The following is a 16198-nucleotide window of genomic DNA, read 5'->3' as shown; positions in this document are numbered from 1 at the left end:
TAGTCGGCTATGAGGCGCGTTATTTTTAAAACAGCTTACTCATATCGTTATTAAAAACCGTTGATTCTTAGTGACAATTCCTTACACTGTATTTTTAACTAAATTTACCGTTGAAGGTATTGATCAATATGGACGCTACTCGTTACTTTTTTCAGCAATTATCAGGACGATTTTTTCGGATTGCTTTACTTTCATTTATTCTCTTTAGCGCCTTAACCGCTCTGTTAGTTCTTCGTGATAATCAAGTGACCTCGTTAGTAGAGAACGAGCTGCCATCGTTAGCGAATAAACAACAACAACAACAACAAATTTTAATCACTTATCTAGCCTTAGAAAATTTAGCTAAACGTATTGATGCCAAAAATTTATCTGCTGACTATGAGGTCGCCCAACAGCAAATTAATAAAATATCTTTACTGGTAAAAAATAATAAAGCTCAGCTTGATTTGATGTATGTTGGCCATAAAGAATTTTCAGGTGTTATTGATAAACTTAGTGAAAATCATCAGAGAAACACTCAACTTAAGCAAAATACCATTATTCAACTGCAGTTAATTAATGATCAATTAACGGTTGAGATTAAGGAAAAACAGCGACAAAAAAGTCTGCTGTTACAGCAACTCAATTCAGATAAATACACAGATAAAGTCACCGCAACCCGCGCTAAGGCCTATGTAAAACAAATTACAGAACTGAGTGACTTACAACCATTACAACAAACCATTATCCGTGCACTATTAGCCTTTCAACAATTGAATTTACAGTCTTCTATTTTAGATTTTGATGATGTTAGTACCGAGCTAAAGCAAGTATTAACAACCTTTCTCCCAGAAGAAAGCACGGTTAGCCAACAGGGTGAGTTATTAACGCTACAACTTAATACTTTAGAGCAATTATTATTTTCACAACAGAATTCGGTAGCCAAGTGGCGCAGTCATTTACGGTTATCTCGTTTATATGTCGAATTTATTGAGCAACAACAACAAAAATTACAGTTGTTAGTGCTTGAATCTATACCACCAGGGCCTTTATCTGCAGATAAAAAATTACGATTAATCGATTGGCTGCCTACTGAGATAAATGATTTTTTAGAAAAGCAAAACCTCAATATTAACAATCAAGATCTACAAGCAACTGTGCTTAGTGTGATCGCACTACTATTTGTGCTGTTATTGTCGATGTTATTTAAAAGTAAAAGCAAAATAAAAAAATATGGCCAAGAGAGTGTGCAATTATTTAGGCTGTTCATTGAAAAAAGAGCAAAGGATAGTGATGCAAAACTGACCCCAGACGGTTTTAATTCAATGGAAAATAAAGAAATTGCCGAACAGCTTGAAACCGCGCTCGAAACAATGATTAACCCTGAGCACAGTGAGCAAGAGTATCAGCAACAGCTTAGTGAGCAGCAAGCCGCTAATGACAATATAAATCAACAAAATGAAGAGATTAAAAAATTAAAAGCGTCCCTACAGCAACTTGCATTAACCCATAATAAGCAAATTTTAGAGCGACAATCACAAAACAATGAAAACACTGCAAAGTTAACCAATATGGTGGTGCGTAGTATGTTGCAAAGCCAAAGTGTTTCTATTGGTGCTGGTGTTACTTCGGTACAAGTTTATCGACAACTTGCGCGTATTTTTGATTGCTGTCAACAACACAAAATTCGCAGTGAATTTTTATCTGCGGTCAAACCTATGACGCTAAGCGATGTTGCTTTGCACAATGAAATTGACGCGGCATTACTTAATATTATTGCCGATGCCCATTTACAGCGTAATAAAATTTATTACCAACAAGATCCACAATTGTTAACTGCTGCGAAAGTTGACGTACGCTTATTTCACCGGCTGTTAAGTGGCCTATGCCGATTACTGCTTGCTGATTTATTTAAAGCTAATTTACATATTAGTACCCTTGTTATCGATAAAAATGAAGGCCAGCAAATTGTTCGTTTTGATTTTTCTGTGACCAGCAAAAAAACAATCGCAAAGCTACCCGAGGCCCTCGAGTGCTTATTATTAGACGAGCGCCTTGAGTCAGCAAAAACCAATACAAACGATACCCTTGATTACTTATGCTTACTGTTTGATTCACTTAACGTCACAGATAAAAATGTGCAGTTACAAGAAAAGGGTTACCAGTTCTGCTTTACTCTGCCGATAGGTTTTGCTGATGTAGCACAAGAGATATCGGTAGAGCGTATTAATTTAAAGCAAGCCAATATTTTGTTGTTATCAAGTGATGCCAACATTTGCAGTATTACAGAAAAAGCGATCACTTCAGCTAATGGCATAATAACTACCTTAGCCGATCCGGAACAAGTTATTGAACAACTGAGTACCGCGCAGTTAATTGATAAAAGCATTGATGTCGTTATGTTGGCCAGTGACCTTTATGTAAAATCAGTTGAAAAAATACAGCAACAGATATCAAGTTTATCGATAGATATTCGGCCAAAGCTTTTTGTTATGCAACCTTATCTTAATGCGCCTTTAGAGCGATATGGCTTGTTTGAACAGACAGAAACGCCATTGCAAATACTCACACTTCAGCAAAGCTTAGCTGATTTTTTAACGACAGAACAAACGACTAACCATCAACTTTCCGCCAGTGTGTTTAATAAACATCAGTATTTATCGACCCAAGTTGAAGTGCTCTTTGCGGTAGAAAATCCAAGTAAACAGTTAACTTTGCTGCGTATTTTACAATGGTTAGGACTACAGGTGAAAATTGTCTGTCAGCCTAAAACAATGACTCAATTGTGGAGCTCTGGAAGATACTTATTGTTATTTACCGAATTTGAACAATCACCTTTTATTAAAATGTCCGCTGGAAAAAGTGTACGCCGTGACATTTTTACTTTTAATCAAAGTAATTTCTCCGTTGAAGACTCACCAAAATTGGCAGATAAGTGGGCTGTTTCTATTTTACCTGCTTTGCATGATGTCGATGCTTTGGTGCTACTTTTACAGCCTTGGTTGAAAGCAAAGCCAACTAAAGTGGTTGCTATTAATACAGTAAAAGCACAAAGTAATAAGACTAAAGAGCATAATAATATTGACGCTGAACTGTTAAAAACAACTGAAAAGCTTGATGACGTATTATCGAACTTAGATTTAACACCCGCTGCGAAAACAAATCAACCTGAACCTTTTAACCTTGAACACTATGCAAAAAATCAGGGCTCTGCAGAATTGGCAATGTTAATGCTAGATGACTACCTTGCTGATATTGATGACGCGATGAAAAAATTATCAACGGCACTAGCGGTACATAATTACCCATTAGCGATGAGTCTAACGAGTAGCATGTTTACAACCAGTAAAATATTAACCGCTAACGACTTTATTGATATTAGCCAACAGCTATTATTTAGTCTTACGTCAAATACGGTCATAGAACATCAACAAGTTATGTCGTTATTTAGCCAATTAAGCGAACAGCAACGCCTGTTAAATGAGTTTGCTGAGGCAATATAATATGACTACTGGGATATTAGTTAAATGAGTTTTAACGCTGAAAAAGAAATGGATGTTGCTAGTCCTTGTGTTGGAATTTTTTTAAATGCTTGGTTAATGTGTTTACAGGGATGCTAGTTAAATGAGTTTTAAAACTGAAAAAGAAATGGATGTTGCTAGCCCTTGTGTTGGGATTTTTTTAAATGCTTGGTTAATGTGTTTACAGGGATACTAGTTAAATGAGTTTTAAAACTGAAAAAGAAATAGACGTTGCTAGTCCTTGTGTTAGAAACTGCTGTTTAAATGCTTGGTTAATGTGTTTACAGGGATACTAGTTAAATGAGTTTTAAAGCTGAAAAAGAAATAGACGTTGCTAGCCCTTGTGTAAGAAATTGCTGTTTAAATGCCGATGATGTCTGCCTTGGTTGTTTCCGCCATATTGATGAGATTTTGGCGTGGACAAGCTATAAAAGTAAAGAAAAAATAACGGTAATTAACAACTGTCAACAAAGACGAATAGTGATTCAAAAGAAGCACGATTAAGGTAAAAGTTAAATGGAAATTACTGAACAAAGTGAATTAGACGATTTTTCACAACTTACCGTGCTGATAATAGACGATAACCGGTTAGTTCATGACACCTTAAAAAGAGGATTGTATGATATCGGCATTAATCACGTAAAATGTGCAGAAAGTGCTTATTACGGTATAAGGTTATGTGAAACAACACGTTTTCATATTGTTATTTGCTCATTCAATGTAAATAGTGATAAAGACGGTTTTCATTTACTCGAAGAATTAAAATTCAGAGGTCATGTTAATAAAACCACGGTTCTTATTTTTCTCAGTACTGAAACGAATGAGTCTCTTGTTAATTCAATTGTCGAATTACAGCCCGATGACTTTTGGGTAAAACCACTCGCCCCTAAAACAGTGCAACAACGTTTAATCCATACCTTGCAAACTAAAAAGCAATTATTCAATATGTATCGAGCGACTGATACTAAGAGTTTTTCGAAAGTTATATATTTTGCTGACCGCCATCTTGTTAATCAAAGTTTACACCAATATCACCCCAATATATTGCGGATGAAAGGTGAGGCTTACTTAAGTCTTTTAGAATTTGAAACGGCAGAATCTTTTTTTAAAAGCCTATTGAAAACCTATACCTACGCTTGGGTTTATTTAGGCTATGTAAAGTCTTTGTTAAAGCAAGGGCGTATAAACGAAATTAATGAACTGATTGAAAAGTTAATTAATAAGCCCGCTACTCGATTTGGGGCTCATGATATGCTGGCGCAATATTATATTGAGCATGAGCAATATGAAAGAGCCTACGATGAGATAAAAAAAGCAACTGCGTTGTCGCCACGAAATATTGAACGTAATAAAAAATCATGGGATTTAGCACGACTCAATCATGACCATGAAGGACAATATATAGCGACACGAAATATCGCCCAGCAAGCGAAAAATTCTATTCATGATTCACCCGAATTGCTCTTAAATGTTATTCGTTCAGGCATTGATTTAGCGGCGGCTATTACTGACGAACGATCCTTTAAAGTTTTGCAGCAAACAGACAAGCATATTAAGCAACTTCAAAATGATTATAGCGACGCAAATGAGTTTAAACAGCAGTTATTAGTGATCCAAGCACGGTTATATATTGTTCGTGAACAAAAAGAGAAGGCCACTAAACTTGTTGAAAACCATGTTAATTTTATTGCGTCACCGCAAATTGAAGACAACCTAGATAAAGTGAAAGTCTTTCACGAATTGGGTATGCGCGAAGAAGCGCTAACAATGTTAGAGATTATCGGTAAACAAGTCTCAGGTGATTCATTAACGAGCCAAGTGATCAATAAATATATTGAGCAAGAAAGTCTTGAGCGTGCTGAAATTAATTTTTCACCCAAACAACTGAACGATATGGCGATTGAACATTTCGAAAAAAATCGTTTACAGCCCGCGCTTAAGGCTATTCAGCAAGCTCTAAGATTAACACCTCATAATATTAAATTAACGATGCGTATGTTAAAAATATTGGTGGTGATTAAACAAAGTAATGAATTTGATGAAAGTCACCAAAAACTGGGCGATGAAGCGCTTGCTCTACTTTTGTCTGCGAACATTAAAAACAGCGGTGTTGAGTCTATAGAACAGTTAAAAATAAAGTGGCAGCAAGCTGAATCAACTGAGCCTGCTAAGCATCTCTAGGTAAACCTTTTTCAACACTGCGGATCAAGCGCTCGGTTAATCGTTGATTTTTTATTGGAAAGTCACTTTGCTGTTTTGCAGCGATTCGCTTATTGTCTTGTTGATGCAATGCCCAATTAATATGTTCAGCAACCATAAGCTCTGCGGTTGCTAACTTATTATTTAACGCGTTAACATTTTCTGCACTATATGGCGCATTACCGATTGCAACGGAAATATTTCGTTGCCAGCTATTAAAACCAATACGGCGAATAGGAGACCCCTCTGTTTTATTGAGAAAGGTCGCTTCATCCCAGCTAAATACGGTTAATAATTCAACATTATCAAGATTTTGGCGAGGGGAAAAGTCGCCTTCGTGACTGATGTTAGCAAATTTATTCCATGGGCAAATGAGTTGGCAATCATCACAGCCATAAATTCTATTGCCAATTAACGGCCTAAACTCTTCTGGAATTGCGTCACGCAACTCGATGGTTAAATAGGATATACAACGGCGAGCGTCTACAACATAAGGAGCCACTATCGCTTGGGTTGGGCAAATTTTAATACAAGAAACACAACTACCGCATTCATTGGCTGTTTTTTCATTAGTCGGTAACGGAATATCAACTAATAGTTCACCAAGGAAAAACCATGAACCGGCACTTTTGTTAATTAATAACGAATGTTTACCGACCCAGCCTAACCCTGCTTTTTCTGCTAAAGGTCGCTCTAAGATTGGTGCTGAGTCAACAAATGGGCGAAAGTTGAAGGTTTCACAGTACTCACTAATTTTATCACCGAGTTGTTTGAGGCGTTTGCGCATTAATTTATGATAGTCTCGCCCCAAGGCATAGCGGCTGATATAAGCATGGTCTTTCTTTTTGAGCGTACGGGCAAATTTTGCTCCGGGGGGTAAATAATCCATGCGAACACTGATCACCCGCGTTGTTCCTTCAACAAGCTCTTGGGCGCGTGCTCGCATTAAACCATGCTTTTGCATGTAATCCATTTCACCGTGATAATTATTTTCTAGCCACGTTGTTAAGGCTTGTTCATGACTTGATAAGTCAATATCACTGAAACCTATTTGCGAAAAGCCTAATTCTTGACCCCAAAGCTTGATTTTTTCAGCTAATTCTTGATAGTTAATATTAGGTGTTGTCATAGTTAACATGTCATCGCAGTACAATTTGGTAAAGGGAGATAGAAATGGAAATAAAACTGTTGAGTGCAAGCTTACCACAAGCTGCTTTTTCCGCGAAGCAAGTGTTAGCTAATGAAGCAAAAGTTGCTGCTATAGAAAATATTGAAATGTATTCATTGATGAAAAATGCAGGTCAGGCTGTTTTTCAGCATATCAAGCAAAAATATCTTCAAAATGAAAATGATATAGGTCAAAAAATAGCTACCCAAAAGCTGTTAGTTATTTGTGGAAAAGGTAATAACGGTGGTGATGGGTTTGTGATTGCACGTTTAGCTGTGCAAGCTGGTTTTCAGGTTTCTGTGCTACTAACGGCAAAACCAGAAGAATTATCCGGCGATGCCTTACGTGCTTACCAAGCTTACATCAATGTTAATAAAGTTGAAAATGGCTTGATTATATTTGATCAAAAAACGGCTAATGTTGAAATGGTAGCGAATTTTCAAGGTAAGTTAATTATTGATGCACTATTTGGTATTGGTTTTAAAGGACGCCTACCAGAAACTCTAGTGACATTAGTTACTTCTATTAACCAGCATTTGGCAAAAGTGATTAGTGTTGATGTGCCTTCAGGTTTATGTGCAACTACAGGTGTTGTTGAAAATACGGCAATCATTGCTAACAGTACTGTAACTTTTATTGCTCTAAAGTGCGGTTTAGTGACGGGACAAGCCATTAACCATGTTGGGGAAATCTATTTTGCTGATTTAGCATTAGGTCAAGCATTTACAGAGCAAGTGAAGACCAATATCACGGTTTTTGGCAACGAAGTTTTTGCTGCTTTACCTAAACGCAAAGCAAGCAGCCATAAAGGAAATATTGGATTATTACTGGCTGTTGGGGGCGGAGAAGGCTTTGCTGGTGCGATACGTTTGTCGGCAGAGGCGTCATTGCGCAGTGGTGCTGCATTAGTGAGTGTTTGTTGTCATAAAAATAATCGAGCATTAGTCTTTAATGGCCGCCCAGAATTAATGTTAGCGCCTAGTTGCGCAGATCAACTTGTGGGATCAATGACATTAAGTAAAGCTAAGGCTTATGTGCTTGGCCCTGGTTTGGGTCAAAATGAGTGGAGTCAGGCATTATTTGATTTAGTGCTGGCTCAAAAAAAATTATGTGTAATTGACGCCGATGGTTTGAGTTTGTTGGCGCAAGCTTACCAACAAAATTTATTAACGGATAAAATTAAAAGTAACCATTGGGTTTTAACGCCACATCCCGGTGAAGCTGCAACGCTGTTAAATTGCACTGTGACAGAAATAGAGCGAGATCGTTTTAGCGCCGTAAAAAAAATAGCCCAACAATATCAATGCGTGAGCGTATTGAAAGGTGCAGGGAGTTTGATAAGTGATGGTCAACAGGTTTGGGTGAACACAACGGGTAATTCAGGCATGGCAAGCGGAGGCATGGGTGATGTGTTATCAGGTATTATTGCGTCATTGCTAATGCAAAAAATCTCGTCAGAAAAAGGGGAGGAACTGCAAGCGCGAACTGATTTTGCAAAGCTTACAGCCTTGGCCGTTTATATTCATGGTAAGGCTGCTGACATTATTGCGCAAAAGCATGGAAAAATTGGTATGCTAGCAAGTGACCTATTGCCAGTTATACGGCAGCTTATAAATAATAAATTTTAGAAAATAATTGATGAAAGAAATGCTTACAAACAAAAACTACTTTTTAGCTGATGAATCAGCAACTATAGCTATGGGTAATAAATTAGCTGATATTGTAAAAAAAGAACTAAAACAAGGTATTGTTGTATATCTTTACGGTGATTTAGGTGCGGGAAAAACCACCTTAACTCGAGGTTTTGTGCAAGGTATGGGGCATATTGGCCACGTAAAAAGCCCAACCTATACTCTCGTTGAACCTTATGAATTACATGACTGGTTAGTTTATCATTTTGATTTATATCGCTTGTCAGATCCTGAAGAACTAGAATATATGGGCATTCGAGATTATTTTGCAGATAACTGCTGTTGCTTTATTGAGTGGCCAGAAAAGGGGCTAGGTATGATCAAGGCACCTGATTTGCGTATCGACTTAGCGTATAGTGAAGAGCAAAGAACCATCAACATACAAGCAAAGACCCCTTTGGGTGAGCTCGTAGTAAATGCGCTTAGTTAATGTGCGCTAATAGACGCAAAAGGAAAGGGCAGCAGTAAATGAATATTCGATCGTTATTATTAGCTATGTTATTAACCGTTAGTGTTTTCTTTGAAGCGCAGGGTAATAGCATCGATGGCGTTCGTGTCTGGCCAGCCCCGGAAAATACCCGTATTGTTTTTGATCTCAGTGAACAGCCTGATTATAAGTATTTCAGTTTACAGAATCCTCAGCGTTTAGTCATAGATTTTAACAACAGTAAGAATCATGTTTCGTTTAAGAATATCCTTAAAAAGGATAAACGCATAAAACTGATCCGCACCAGTAAATCGCGTATTAAAGGCACAACACGTTTAGTATTAGAATTAGCGGATAATTACTCTTTGGCTGTTTTTCCGCTTGCACCAGCTGGACAATACGGTAACCGTTTAGTGATTGATTTATTCGATGAAGAAAAAATAAACCAAGGCGACCATACCCCCAAAAACGATCATCGAGATATTCTTATTGCCATTGATGCTGGCCACGGTGGTGAGGATCCTGGTTCTATAGGGGGTAAAGGCAGCTATGAAAAACGTGTTACGTTAGCGATTGCTAAAAAACTTGCTACCTATATTAATAATGAAAAAGGGATGAAGGCGGTAATGGTGCGCGATGGAGACTATTATGTTTCGGTCGGTCGACGTAGTGAAATAGCCAGAAAAAACCAAGTGGATTTTTTAGTGTCAATCCATGCCGATGCCTTTAGAACACCTCAACCTAACGGAGCCTCAGTTTGGATTGTATCGCACAAACGGGTTGAGTCAGAAATGGCCAAATGGCTGCGTAACCGCTCGAACAACTCCGAGCTTTTAGGTGGTGGCGGTGGTGTTATTAAAAATACCCGCGATGATAACTTGGCAAAAACCTTAGCAGATATGAATAAAGAGCATTCGCAGGGTGTCAGTATTAGCATGGCGAATAGCGTACTAAAACAACTGAAAAAAATTACTAAAATGCACAAGAAAGTTCCCCAACATGGTAATTTTGGTGTGTTGAAATCTTCAGATATCCCCTCGATTTTAGTTGAAACAGGTTTTATTTCTAACCATAGAGAAGAGCAAAATTTAAACTCTAGTGCTCATCAGCGCAAGCTCGCTAAAGGTATTTTTAAAGGTATTAAAGACCATTTTATGATTCAACCGCCGATGGGCAGTTATTATGCCTCTATTGAAACACGACAACATAAAATTACTCGCGGTGAATCTTTATCTGTGGTTGCACAACGCTATAGTGTTTCAGTACGAGAATTAAAAATGGCAAATAGTTTAACCTCAAATACCGTTCGCATAGGTCAAACCTTAACCATACCTCGCGCCGATTAATTTATTATAAATAGTTAACAGATCAAAATTTATGACCATAGAAATCCTTCCAGCACGCCTAGCTAACCAAATTGCTGCCGGTGAAGTCGTAGAACGTCCTTCATCAGTGGTGAAAGAGTTAGTTGAAAACAGCTTAGATGCTGGCGCAACGACCATTAAAATAGACATTGAAAAAGGTGGCGCTAAACGTATTCGTATTAGTGATAATGGCTCGGGTATTGTTAAAGATGAACTAACGTTAGCGCTAAGTCGTCATGCGACCAGTAAAATTAAAGATTTAAATGATTTAGAAGGTATTTGTAGTTTAGGGTTTCGTGGCGAAGCACTGGCAAGTATTAGCTCAGTCTCACGTTTAACGTTGACGTCAAAACCTGCTGAGCAAGAATCAGCTTGGCAAGCCATTGCCGAAGGGCGAGATATGGCGGTAGCCTTACAACCCGCTGCACATCCTAATGGCACGACCATTGATGTTGTTGACTTATTTTTTAATACCCCCGCGAGACGAAAATTCCTTCGTACTGAAAAAACAGAGTTCACTCATATTGAAGAGGTCATTAAGCGTATCGCTTTGGCGCGCTTTGACGTTAGTTTTATTTTGTCACATAATCAGAAAGTGATTAAGCATTTTAAATCAGTCAATAATAAAAGTTTATACGCAAAACGTGTAGCACAAATTTGTGGTCAAAAGTTTATTGAGCATTCACTGGAAATTGACTGCCAGCATGGCGATTTACAATTATCAGGTTGGGTAGGGCTACCAAGCTTTGCCCGTAACCAAAATGATTTATGCTTTAGTTATGTGAATGGCCGTATGATGCGAGACAAGTTAATTAATCACGCCATTCGTCAAGCTTATAGTCATCTGTTACCTGCGGATACTTACCCAGCTTTTGTGCTGTTTCTGGTGCTTGATGTCCGAGAAGTTGATGTAAATGTTCACCCAGCAAAACATGAAGTACGGTTTCATCAAGGGCGTTATATTCATGATTTTATTTATTCGGTTTGTCATAACGCGTTAAGCGAAAATGCTAATGTTGGCTTATTGCCTGAACCAGAAAATCAACCCTCGGCTACTTTACCACTTCAGCCTGAAAGCCATGCGGTAAATTATAGACAAGACAATCAGCTTGAGTCAGATGAAACCGGGCAGCAATTAACGCGTGATTATATTAAGCCATTGACGAAAGTTACCGATGTTCAAAGCGAACCCTATCAAGGTAGCAAGCCAGGTAGTCAAAAGAATTATTCATCTTATACGCACAGTAATAACCAAGTGAGCAGAAATGCTGCGCAAGCTTATCAAACATTGATGACGCCTTTGTCTAGTGGAAAGTCAGATGAAGACAGTGGCGCTCTGCCAATACACGAGGTGAATGAAAATGAGCACTTAGTGTTAACCAAGATTATTGATGAAAAATATGCGGTGATAACGTTAGACAATGAACTACGTTTATTGGCATTAAACAAAATAGAGCAAGCGGTTAAATTCTTCGAAGTAAAAAACAGATGGCAGCATAATTTTGTTAGCCAGCCGTTACTATTGCCAATTAAGATATCGTTAACGCAAGCACAAGTCACTTTTGTTGAAGCGCAGACTGATGCACTGAAAAAAATAGGTATTGTCGCGAGTGTTTTATCTAAGAGCAGCATACAAGTACGAGAGTTTCCGGCCTTGTTAAGAAATAAAGATGTAAATTTAAGTGTTAATAAGCTCTTAACTCTTTTGTGTTTAGAAGATGGACAAGAATTAACAAATAGTGATTGGCAACAAGCCTTTGCAAGTTTATTATCCGCTGATTCTTACGATAACCAACAAGCTAAAAGCCTACTCCGTTTGAGTCAGCAACAATTAAATCCTACCTTTGAGCAGCAGCTACGCTTGAATTCGGTATTGATAGACCTCACATCATCAATAAGAATGTTAACGAATGCTACTTAAATTGATGCCTGACGCTTTATCAACAAACAATATTGACAGTAAAAACCGTAAATTACCGCCAGTCATTTGTTTGATGGGGCCTACTGCATCAGGTAAAACAGCGTTAGCAATGGCATTACATGATGCCTTGCCATGCGATATTATCAGTGTTGATTCTGCGCTTGTTTATCGTGATATGGACATTGGTACTGCAAAACCAACAGCAGAAGAATTAGCAAAGTATCCGCATCGATTAATTAATCTAATTGATGCCAGTGAGAGTTACTCCGCCGCTGATTTTTGTCGTGACGCTTTAGTAGAAATTGAGAAAATTAGGGCGAATAACCGCATACCTTTATTGGTTGGCGGTACTATGATGTATTTTAAAAGCCTGATTGATGGTATTTCGCCTCTGCCGGCGGCCGATGTAAAAATTCGCCAAGGCATAGCCGACGAAGCTGAACAATTTGGCTGGGAGAACATCCATCAACAACTTGCTAGCGTAGACCCGGTTTCTGCCGAACGTATTCACAAAAATGATCCGCAACGATTAATGCGGGCATTAGAAGTTTACCGCCTAACGGGCAAAAGTATGACCGACTTAACGAAAGTTAAGGGTGAACGACTCAGTGGTGATGTTTTACAATTTGCTATCTCACCGCAAGAGCGTAAAGATTTACATGCTCGTATTGCGCTTAGGTTTGAACAGATGATTGAACAAGATTTTGAATCAGAAGTTGTTAAGTTAAAGCAGCGTGACGATTTGCATGAAAATTTACCCGCTATTCGTTGTGTTGGTTATCGACAGATGTGGGAATATTTAGATGGTGAAGTCGACCATGATGAAATGGTTTTCAAAGGCATTTGTGCGACGCGACAACTGGCTAAACGACAGTTAACTTGGTTGAGAAATTGGCCAAATTTACAATGGTTGCATATGGAAGACGAAAATAATTTAAAACTAATTATGTCTTCAGTAAGCAAACTTTAAACCTTGATGTATAATAAAAACAGTTGCATAGTAAGTAACTAGTTTTCTAGAGAAAAAACTCTTACATACATTTATTAAAAATAACAAAAAAGGGGCCAAACAATGGCAAAGGGGCAATCTTTACAAGACCCATTTTTGAATGCTTTACGACGTGATCGCATTCCGGTAGCAATATATTTAGTTAATGGCATTAAACTACAAGGACAAGTAGAGTCCTTTGATCAATTTGTTATTTTACTTAAAAATACAGTGAGTCAAATGGTCTATAAACACGCCATTTCTACTGTTGTTCCTTCACGGGCAGTTTCTACGATGCCAGCACCACAAACTGGTGATTATAGTCAGGAACAGCAAGATTAATGATTTCGTTGAGTTTGGTTGTACACCAAATATTACGTGTCCAAAAGTTTCTTTTGGTTTAACTATTTAGTTTATAGGTAATACTCAATTGTTTGATCGTTATCAAGCAGGTGAACAAGCTATTCTTGTTCACCTCGATTTCCCTGATGAAAATGCGCGCGAAGACTTACAAGAATTTGAAATGCTTGTTAGCTCTGCGGGCGTTAACGCGCTTGCAATTGTTACAGGTAAACGTACTACACCTCATACTAAATTCTTTGTTGGTAGTGGTAAAGCTGAAGAAGTTGCCGAGGCGGTAAAGTTACATCAAGCCAATGTGGTACTTTTTAATCATGCACTTTCTCCTTCACAAGAAAAAAATATTGAAGCATTGTGTGAGTGCCGCGTTGTTGACCGAACAACACTCATCCTAGATATTTTTGCCCAGCGCGCTCGAACACATGAAGGTAAGATGCAAGTAGAACTTGCGCAATTACGTCATATGAGTACGCGTTTGATCCGTGGTTGGACACACCTTGAAAGGCAAAAAGGTGGTATTGGCCTCCGCGGTCCTGGTGAAACTCAGTTAGAAACTGATCGTCGTTTACTTCGCGACCGTATGGTAAATATTCGTAAACGCTTAGAACGTGTGGAAAAGCAACGCCAGCAAGGTAGAAGAGCAAGAACACGCGCTGAAATACCGACAATTTCTTTAGTGGGTTATACCAACGCAGGTAAATCGACGCTGTTTAATATTATTACTCAGGCAGACGTTTACGCAGCAGATCAATTATTTGCAACCTTAGATCCCACATTACGAAAAATTGAAATTGAGGATGTTGGCCGAGCAATTTTAGCTGACACCGTTGGCTTTATTCGTCATTTACCTCATGATTTAGTCGCCGCTTTTAAAGCAACATTGACTGAAACCCGTGAAGCTGAACTATTATTGCATGTCATTGATATTTCAGATGATAGGCGAACTGAAAATATTGAACAAGTTGAAACGGTTTTAAAAGAGATCGAAGCGGGCGATGTTCCGCAATTATTAATTTGTAACAAAATAGATGCTTTGGAAGATATTGAACCACGCATTGACAGAGACGATACAGGTCTACCTATACGAGTATGGTTATCTGCACAAAAAGGCATAGGGATTGAATTACTTTTTCAAGCGCTAGCTGAACGACTCGGCAAGAAAATAGTCAAGCATAACTTATGCTTACCTCCTAGCGAAGGTAAACTACGTGGTGTGTTTTATCAATTAAATTCTATTGTTGATGAACGGTATGACGAAGATGGAAATTGTTTATTGAAAATTAAATTACCTGCAAGAGAGTGGGATAGATTAATTAAACAGAGTGAAGCTGATATAGAAGGCTTTATTGAACGTAAACAGACTGATATATTACCGTAATGGGTAAATAGTAGTTTTAGCACTTATTTAAATTTATAGTTAGTGGAGAAGACCATGGCGTGGAATGAACCGGGGAATAATGATAAAGACCCCTGGAAAAAGAAAGATGATAAGAATCAAGGCCCACCAGATTTAGACGATTTACTAAAAGATATTGGTAATAAGTTTGGCGGTATTTTTGGCGGAAAATCATCAAAAGATGGCAGCAAGAAAGGCGCATCAAATGTTGGTATCGCTATTGCGCTAATCGTGGGTATTCTTGTTTATGCTTTTAGTGGTTTCTACACCATTAAAGAAGCTGAAAAAGGTATCGTATTACGTTTCGGGCAATACGATGGCACAGTTGAACCAGGTTTACGCTGGAAATGGACATTCGCCGAACGTATTATTCCTGTTGATATGCAAACAACACGCGACTTACCTGCATCTGGTTTTATGCTAACCAAAGATGAGAACGTGGTACGTGTTGAAATGCAGATACAGTATCGTGTTGTTGATGCCCGTGATTATATTTTCAGTGTTACTAATGCTGACGACAGTTTAAGCCAGTCACTAGACAGTGCTTTACGCTTCGTTATTGGTGACTCTAGAATGGATGATATTTTAACAAGTGGCCGTGAAAAAGTGCGTCAAGATGTCTGGAAAGAATTAGATGACATTATTGCCCCGTATAATCTTGGTTTAATTGTTGTCGATGTCAACTTTAAAGATGCTCGTCCTCCTGAAGAAGTCAAAGATGCTTTTGACGATGCTATTTCAGCACAAGAAGATGAAGTTCGTTTTTTACGTGAAGCCGAAGCCTATGCCCGTGGTATTGAACCAAGAGCACGTGGCCGAGTGAAACGTATGGAACAAGAGGCCATCGCTTATAAACAACAAACGGTATTAGATGCCGAAGGTGAAGTTGCTAAATTCAATAAATTACTTCCAGAATACCTTGCTGCTCCAGAAGTTACTCGCCAGCGTATGTATTTATCAACAATGGAAAATGTTTATGCCAATACCAGTAAGGTTATGGTTGATGTTGAAGGTGGCAATAACATGATGTATTTACCATTAGATAAAATGATGCAAAATCAGTCTTCTGGTCAACGTACTTTACCTGAGAGCCAAACGCGAGCGACGCAATCGATTAATACCCAAAGTACTGCGCCTGATTTATCAGGTCGTGCAGACAGATTTAACGAAGGGAGAAATTAAGC

At 38.3% G+C, this 16198-nt stretch carries 12 protein-coding genes; 11 read left to right on the top strand and 1 reads right to left on the bottom strand.

Going from position 1 to position 16198, the window contains the following annotated elements:
* Positions 1 to 128 precede the first annotated feature (128 nt).
* The 3 genes from H4J70_RS11055 to H4J70_RS11045 all read left to right on the top strand — a co-directional run bounded on the left by H4J70_RS11055 (position 129) and on the right by H4J70_RS11045 (position 5681).
* Positions 129 to 3482 (top strand): hypothetical protein, encoded by a 3354-nt coding sequence (locus tag H4J70_RS11055; RefSeq protein ID WP_182251122.1) that lies wholly within the window; start codon positions 129 to 131, stop codon positions 3480 to 3482.
* Between the two features lie 318 nt (positions 3483 to 3800).
* Positions 3801 to 4004, top strand: coding sequence for a DUF1289 domain-containing protein (locus tag H4J70_RS11050; protein ID WP_182242099.1), 204 nt, complete (start codon positions 3801 to 3803; stop codon positions 4002 to 4004).
* Between the two features lie 12 nt (positions 4005 to 4016).
* The gene (locus H4J70_RS11045; protein ID WP_182242100.1) at positions 4017 to 5681 is read left to right on the top strand and encodes a response regulator; all 1665 of its coding nucleotides are present in this window, start codon (positions 4017 to 4019) and stop codon (positions 5679 to 5681) included.
* Here the strand turns inward: H4J70_RS11045 and queG are convergent.
* Positions 5668 to 6828 carry a tRNA epoxyqueuosine(34) reductase QueG gene (queG, locus tag H4J70_RS11040; RefSeq protein ID WP_182251121.1) on the bottom strand — a complete coding sequence of 387 codons (1161 nt, stop codon included), beginning with the start codon at positions 6826 to 6828 and terminating at the stop codon, positions 5668 to 5670. The two genes, H4J70_RS11045 and queG, sit on opposite strands and share 14 nt — an antisense overlap.
* A gap of 44 nt (positions 6829 to 6872) precedes the next feature.
* Between queG and H4J70_RS11035 the strand changes: the two genes are divergently transcribed.
* From H4J70_RS11035 to hflK, 8 genes are all read left to right on the top strand, one after another.
* A complete protein-coding gene (locus H4J70_RS11035) occupies positions 6873 to 8495 on the top strand; it encodes an NAD(P)H-hydrate dehydratase (RefSeq protein WP_182251120.1) in 1623 nt (540 codons plus the stop codon).
* Between the two features lie 19 nt (positions 8496 to 8514).
* Positions 8515 to 8988, top strand: a complete 474-nt coding sequence (gene tsaE / locus H4J70_RS11030) for a tRNA (adenosine(37)-N6)-threonylcarbamoyltransferase complex ATPase subunit type 1 TsaE (protein WP_404842494.1) — start codon at positions 8515 to 8517, stop codon at positions 8986 to 8988.
* A 38-nt stretch (positions 8989 to 9026) separates the two neighbouring features.
* Complete coding sequence (locus H4J70_RS11025) at positions 9027 to 10331, top strand: N-acetylmuramoyl-L-alanine amidase (protein WP_182230691.1); 1305 nt, start codon at positions 9027 to 9029, stop codon at positions 10329 to 10331.
* A gap of 31 nt (positions 10332 to 10362) precedes the next feature.
* Positions 10363 to 12270 (top strand): DNA mismatch repair endonuclease MutL, encoded by a 1908-nt coding sequence (mutL, locus tag H4J70_RS11020; protein ID WP_182251119.1) that lies wholly within the window; start codon positions 10363 to 10365, stop codon positions 12268 to 12270.
* Positions 12271 to 12274: 4 nt separating this feature from the next.
* Positions 12275 to 13240 (top strand): tRNA (adenosine(37)-N6)-dimethylallyltransferase MiaA, encoded by a 966-nt coding sequence (gene miaA, locus H4J70_RS11015; RefSeq protein WP_182251168.1) that lies wholly within the window; start codon positions 12275 to 12277, stop codon positions 13238 to 13240.
* Positions 13241 to 13342: 102 nt separating this feature from the next.
* Positions 13343 to 13600, top strand: a complete 258-nt coding sequence (gene hfq, locus H4J70_RS11010) for an RNA chaperone Hfq (RefSeq protein WP_070375096.1) — start codon at positions 13343 to 13345, stop codon at positions 13598 to 13600.
* A gap of 88 nt (positions 13601 to 13688) precedes the next feature.
* Entirely contained in the window at positions 13689 to 14996 is a 1308-nt protein-coding gene (gene hflX, locus H4J70_RS11005; RefSeq protein ID WP_182216096.1) for a ribosome rescue GTPase HflX, read from the top strand.
* Positions 14997 to 15050: 54 nt separating this feature from the next.
* Positions 15051 to 16196 (top strand): FtsH protease activity modulator HflK, encoded by a 1146-nt coding sequence (gene hflK / locus H4J70_RS11000; protein WP_182251118.1) that lies wholly within the window; start codon positions 15051 to 15053, stop codon positions 16194 to 16196.
* Positions 16197 to 16198: the final 2 nt, after the last annotated feature.

This window comes from Colwellia sp. BRX8-9, from assembly GCF_014077245.1.
Taxonomy (GTDB): Bacteria; Pseudomonadota; Gammaproteobacteria; order Enterobacterales; family Alteromonadaceae; genus Colwellia_A.
Note: the sequence above shows the minus strand (reverse complement) of the source record. Positions and strands in the feature narration are given on the sequence as shown.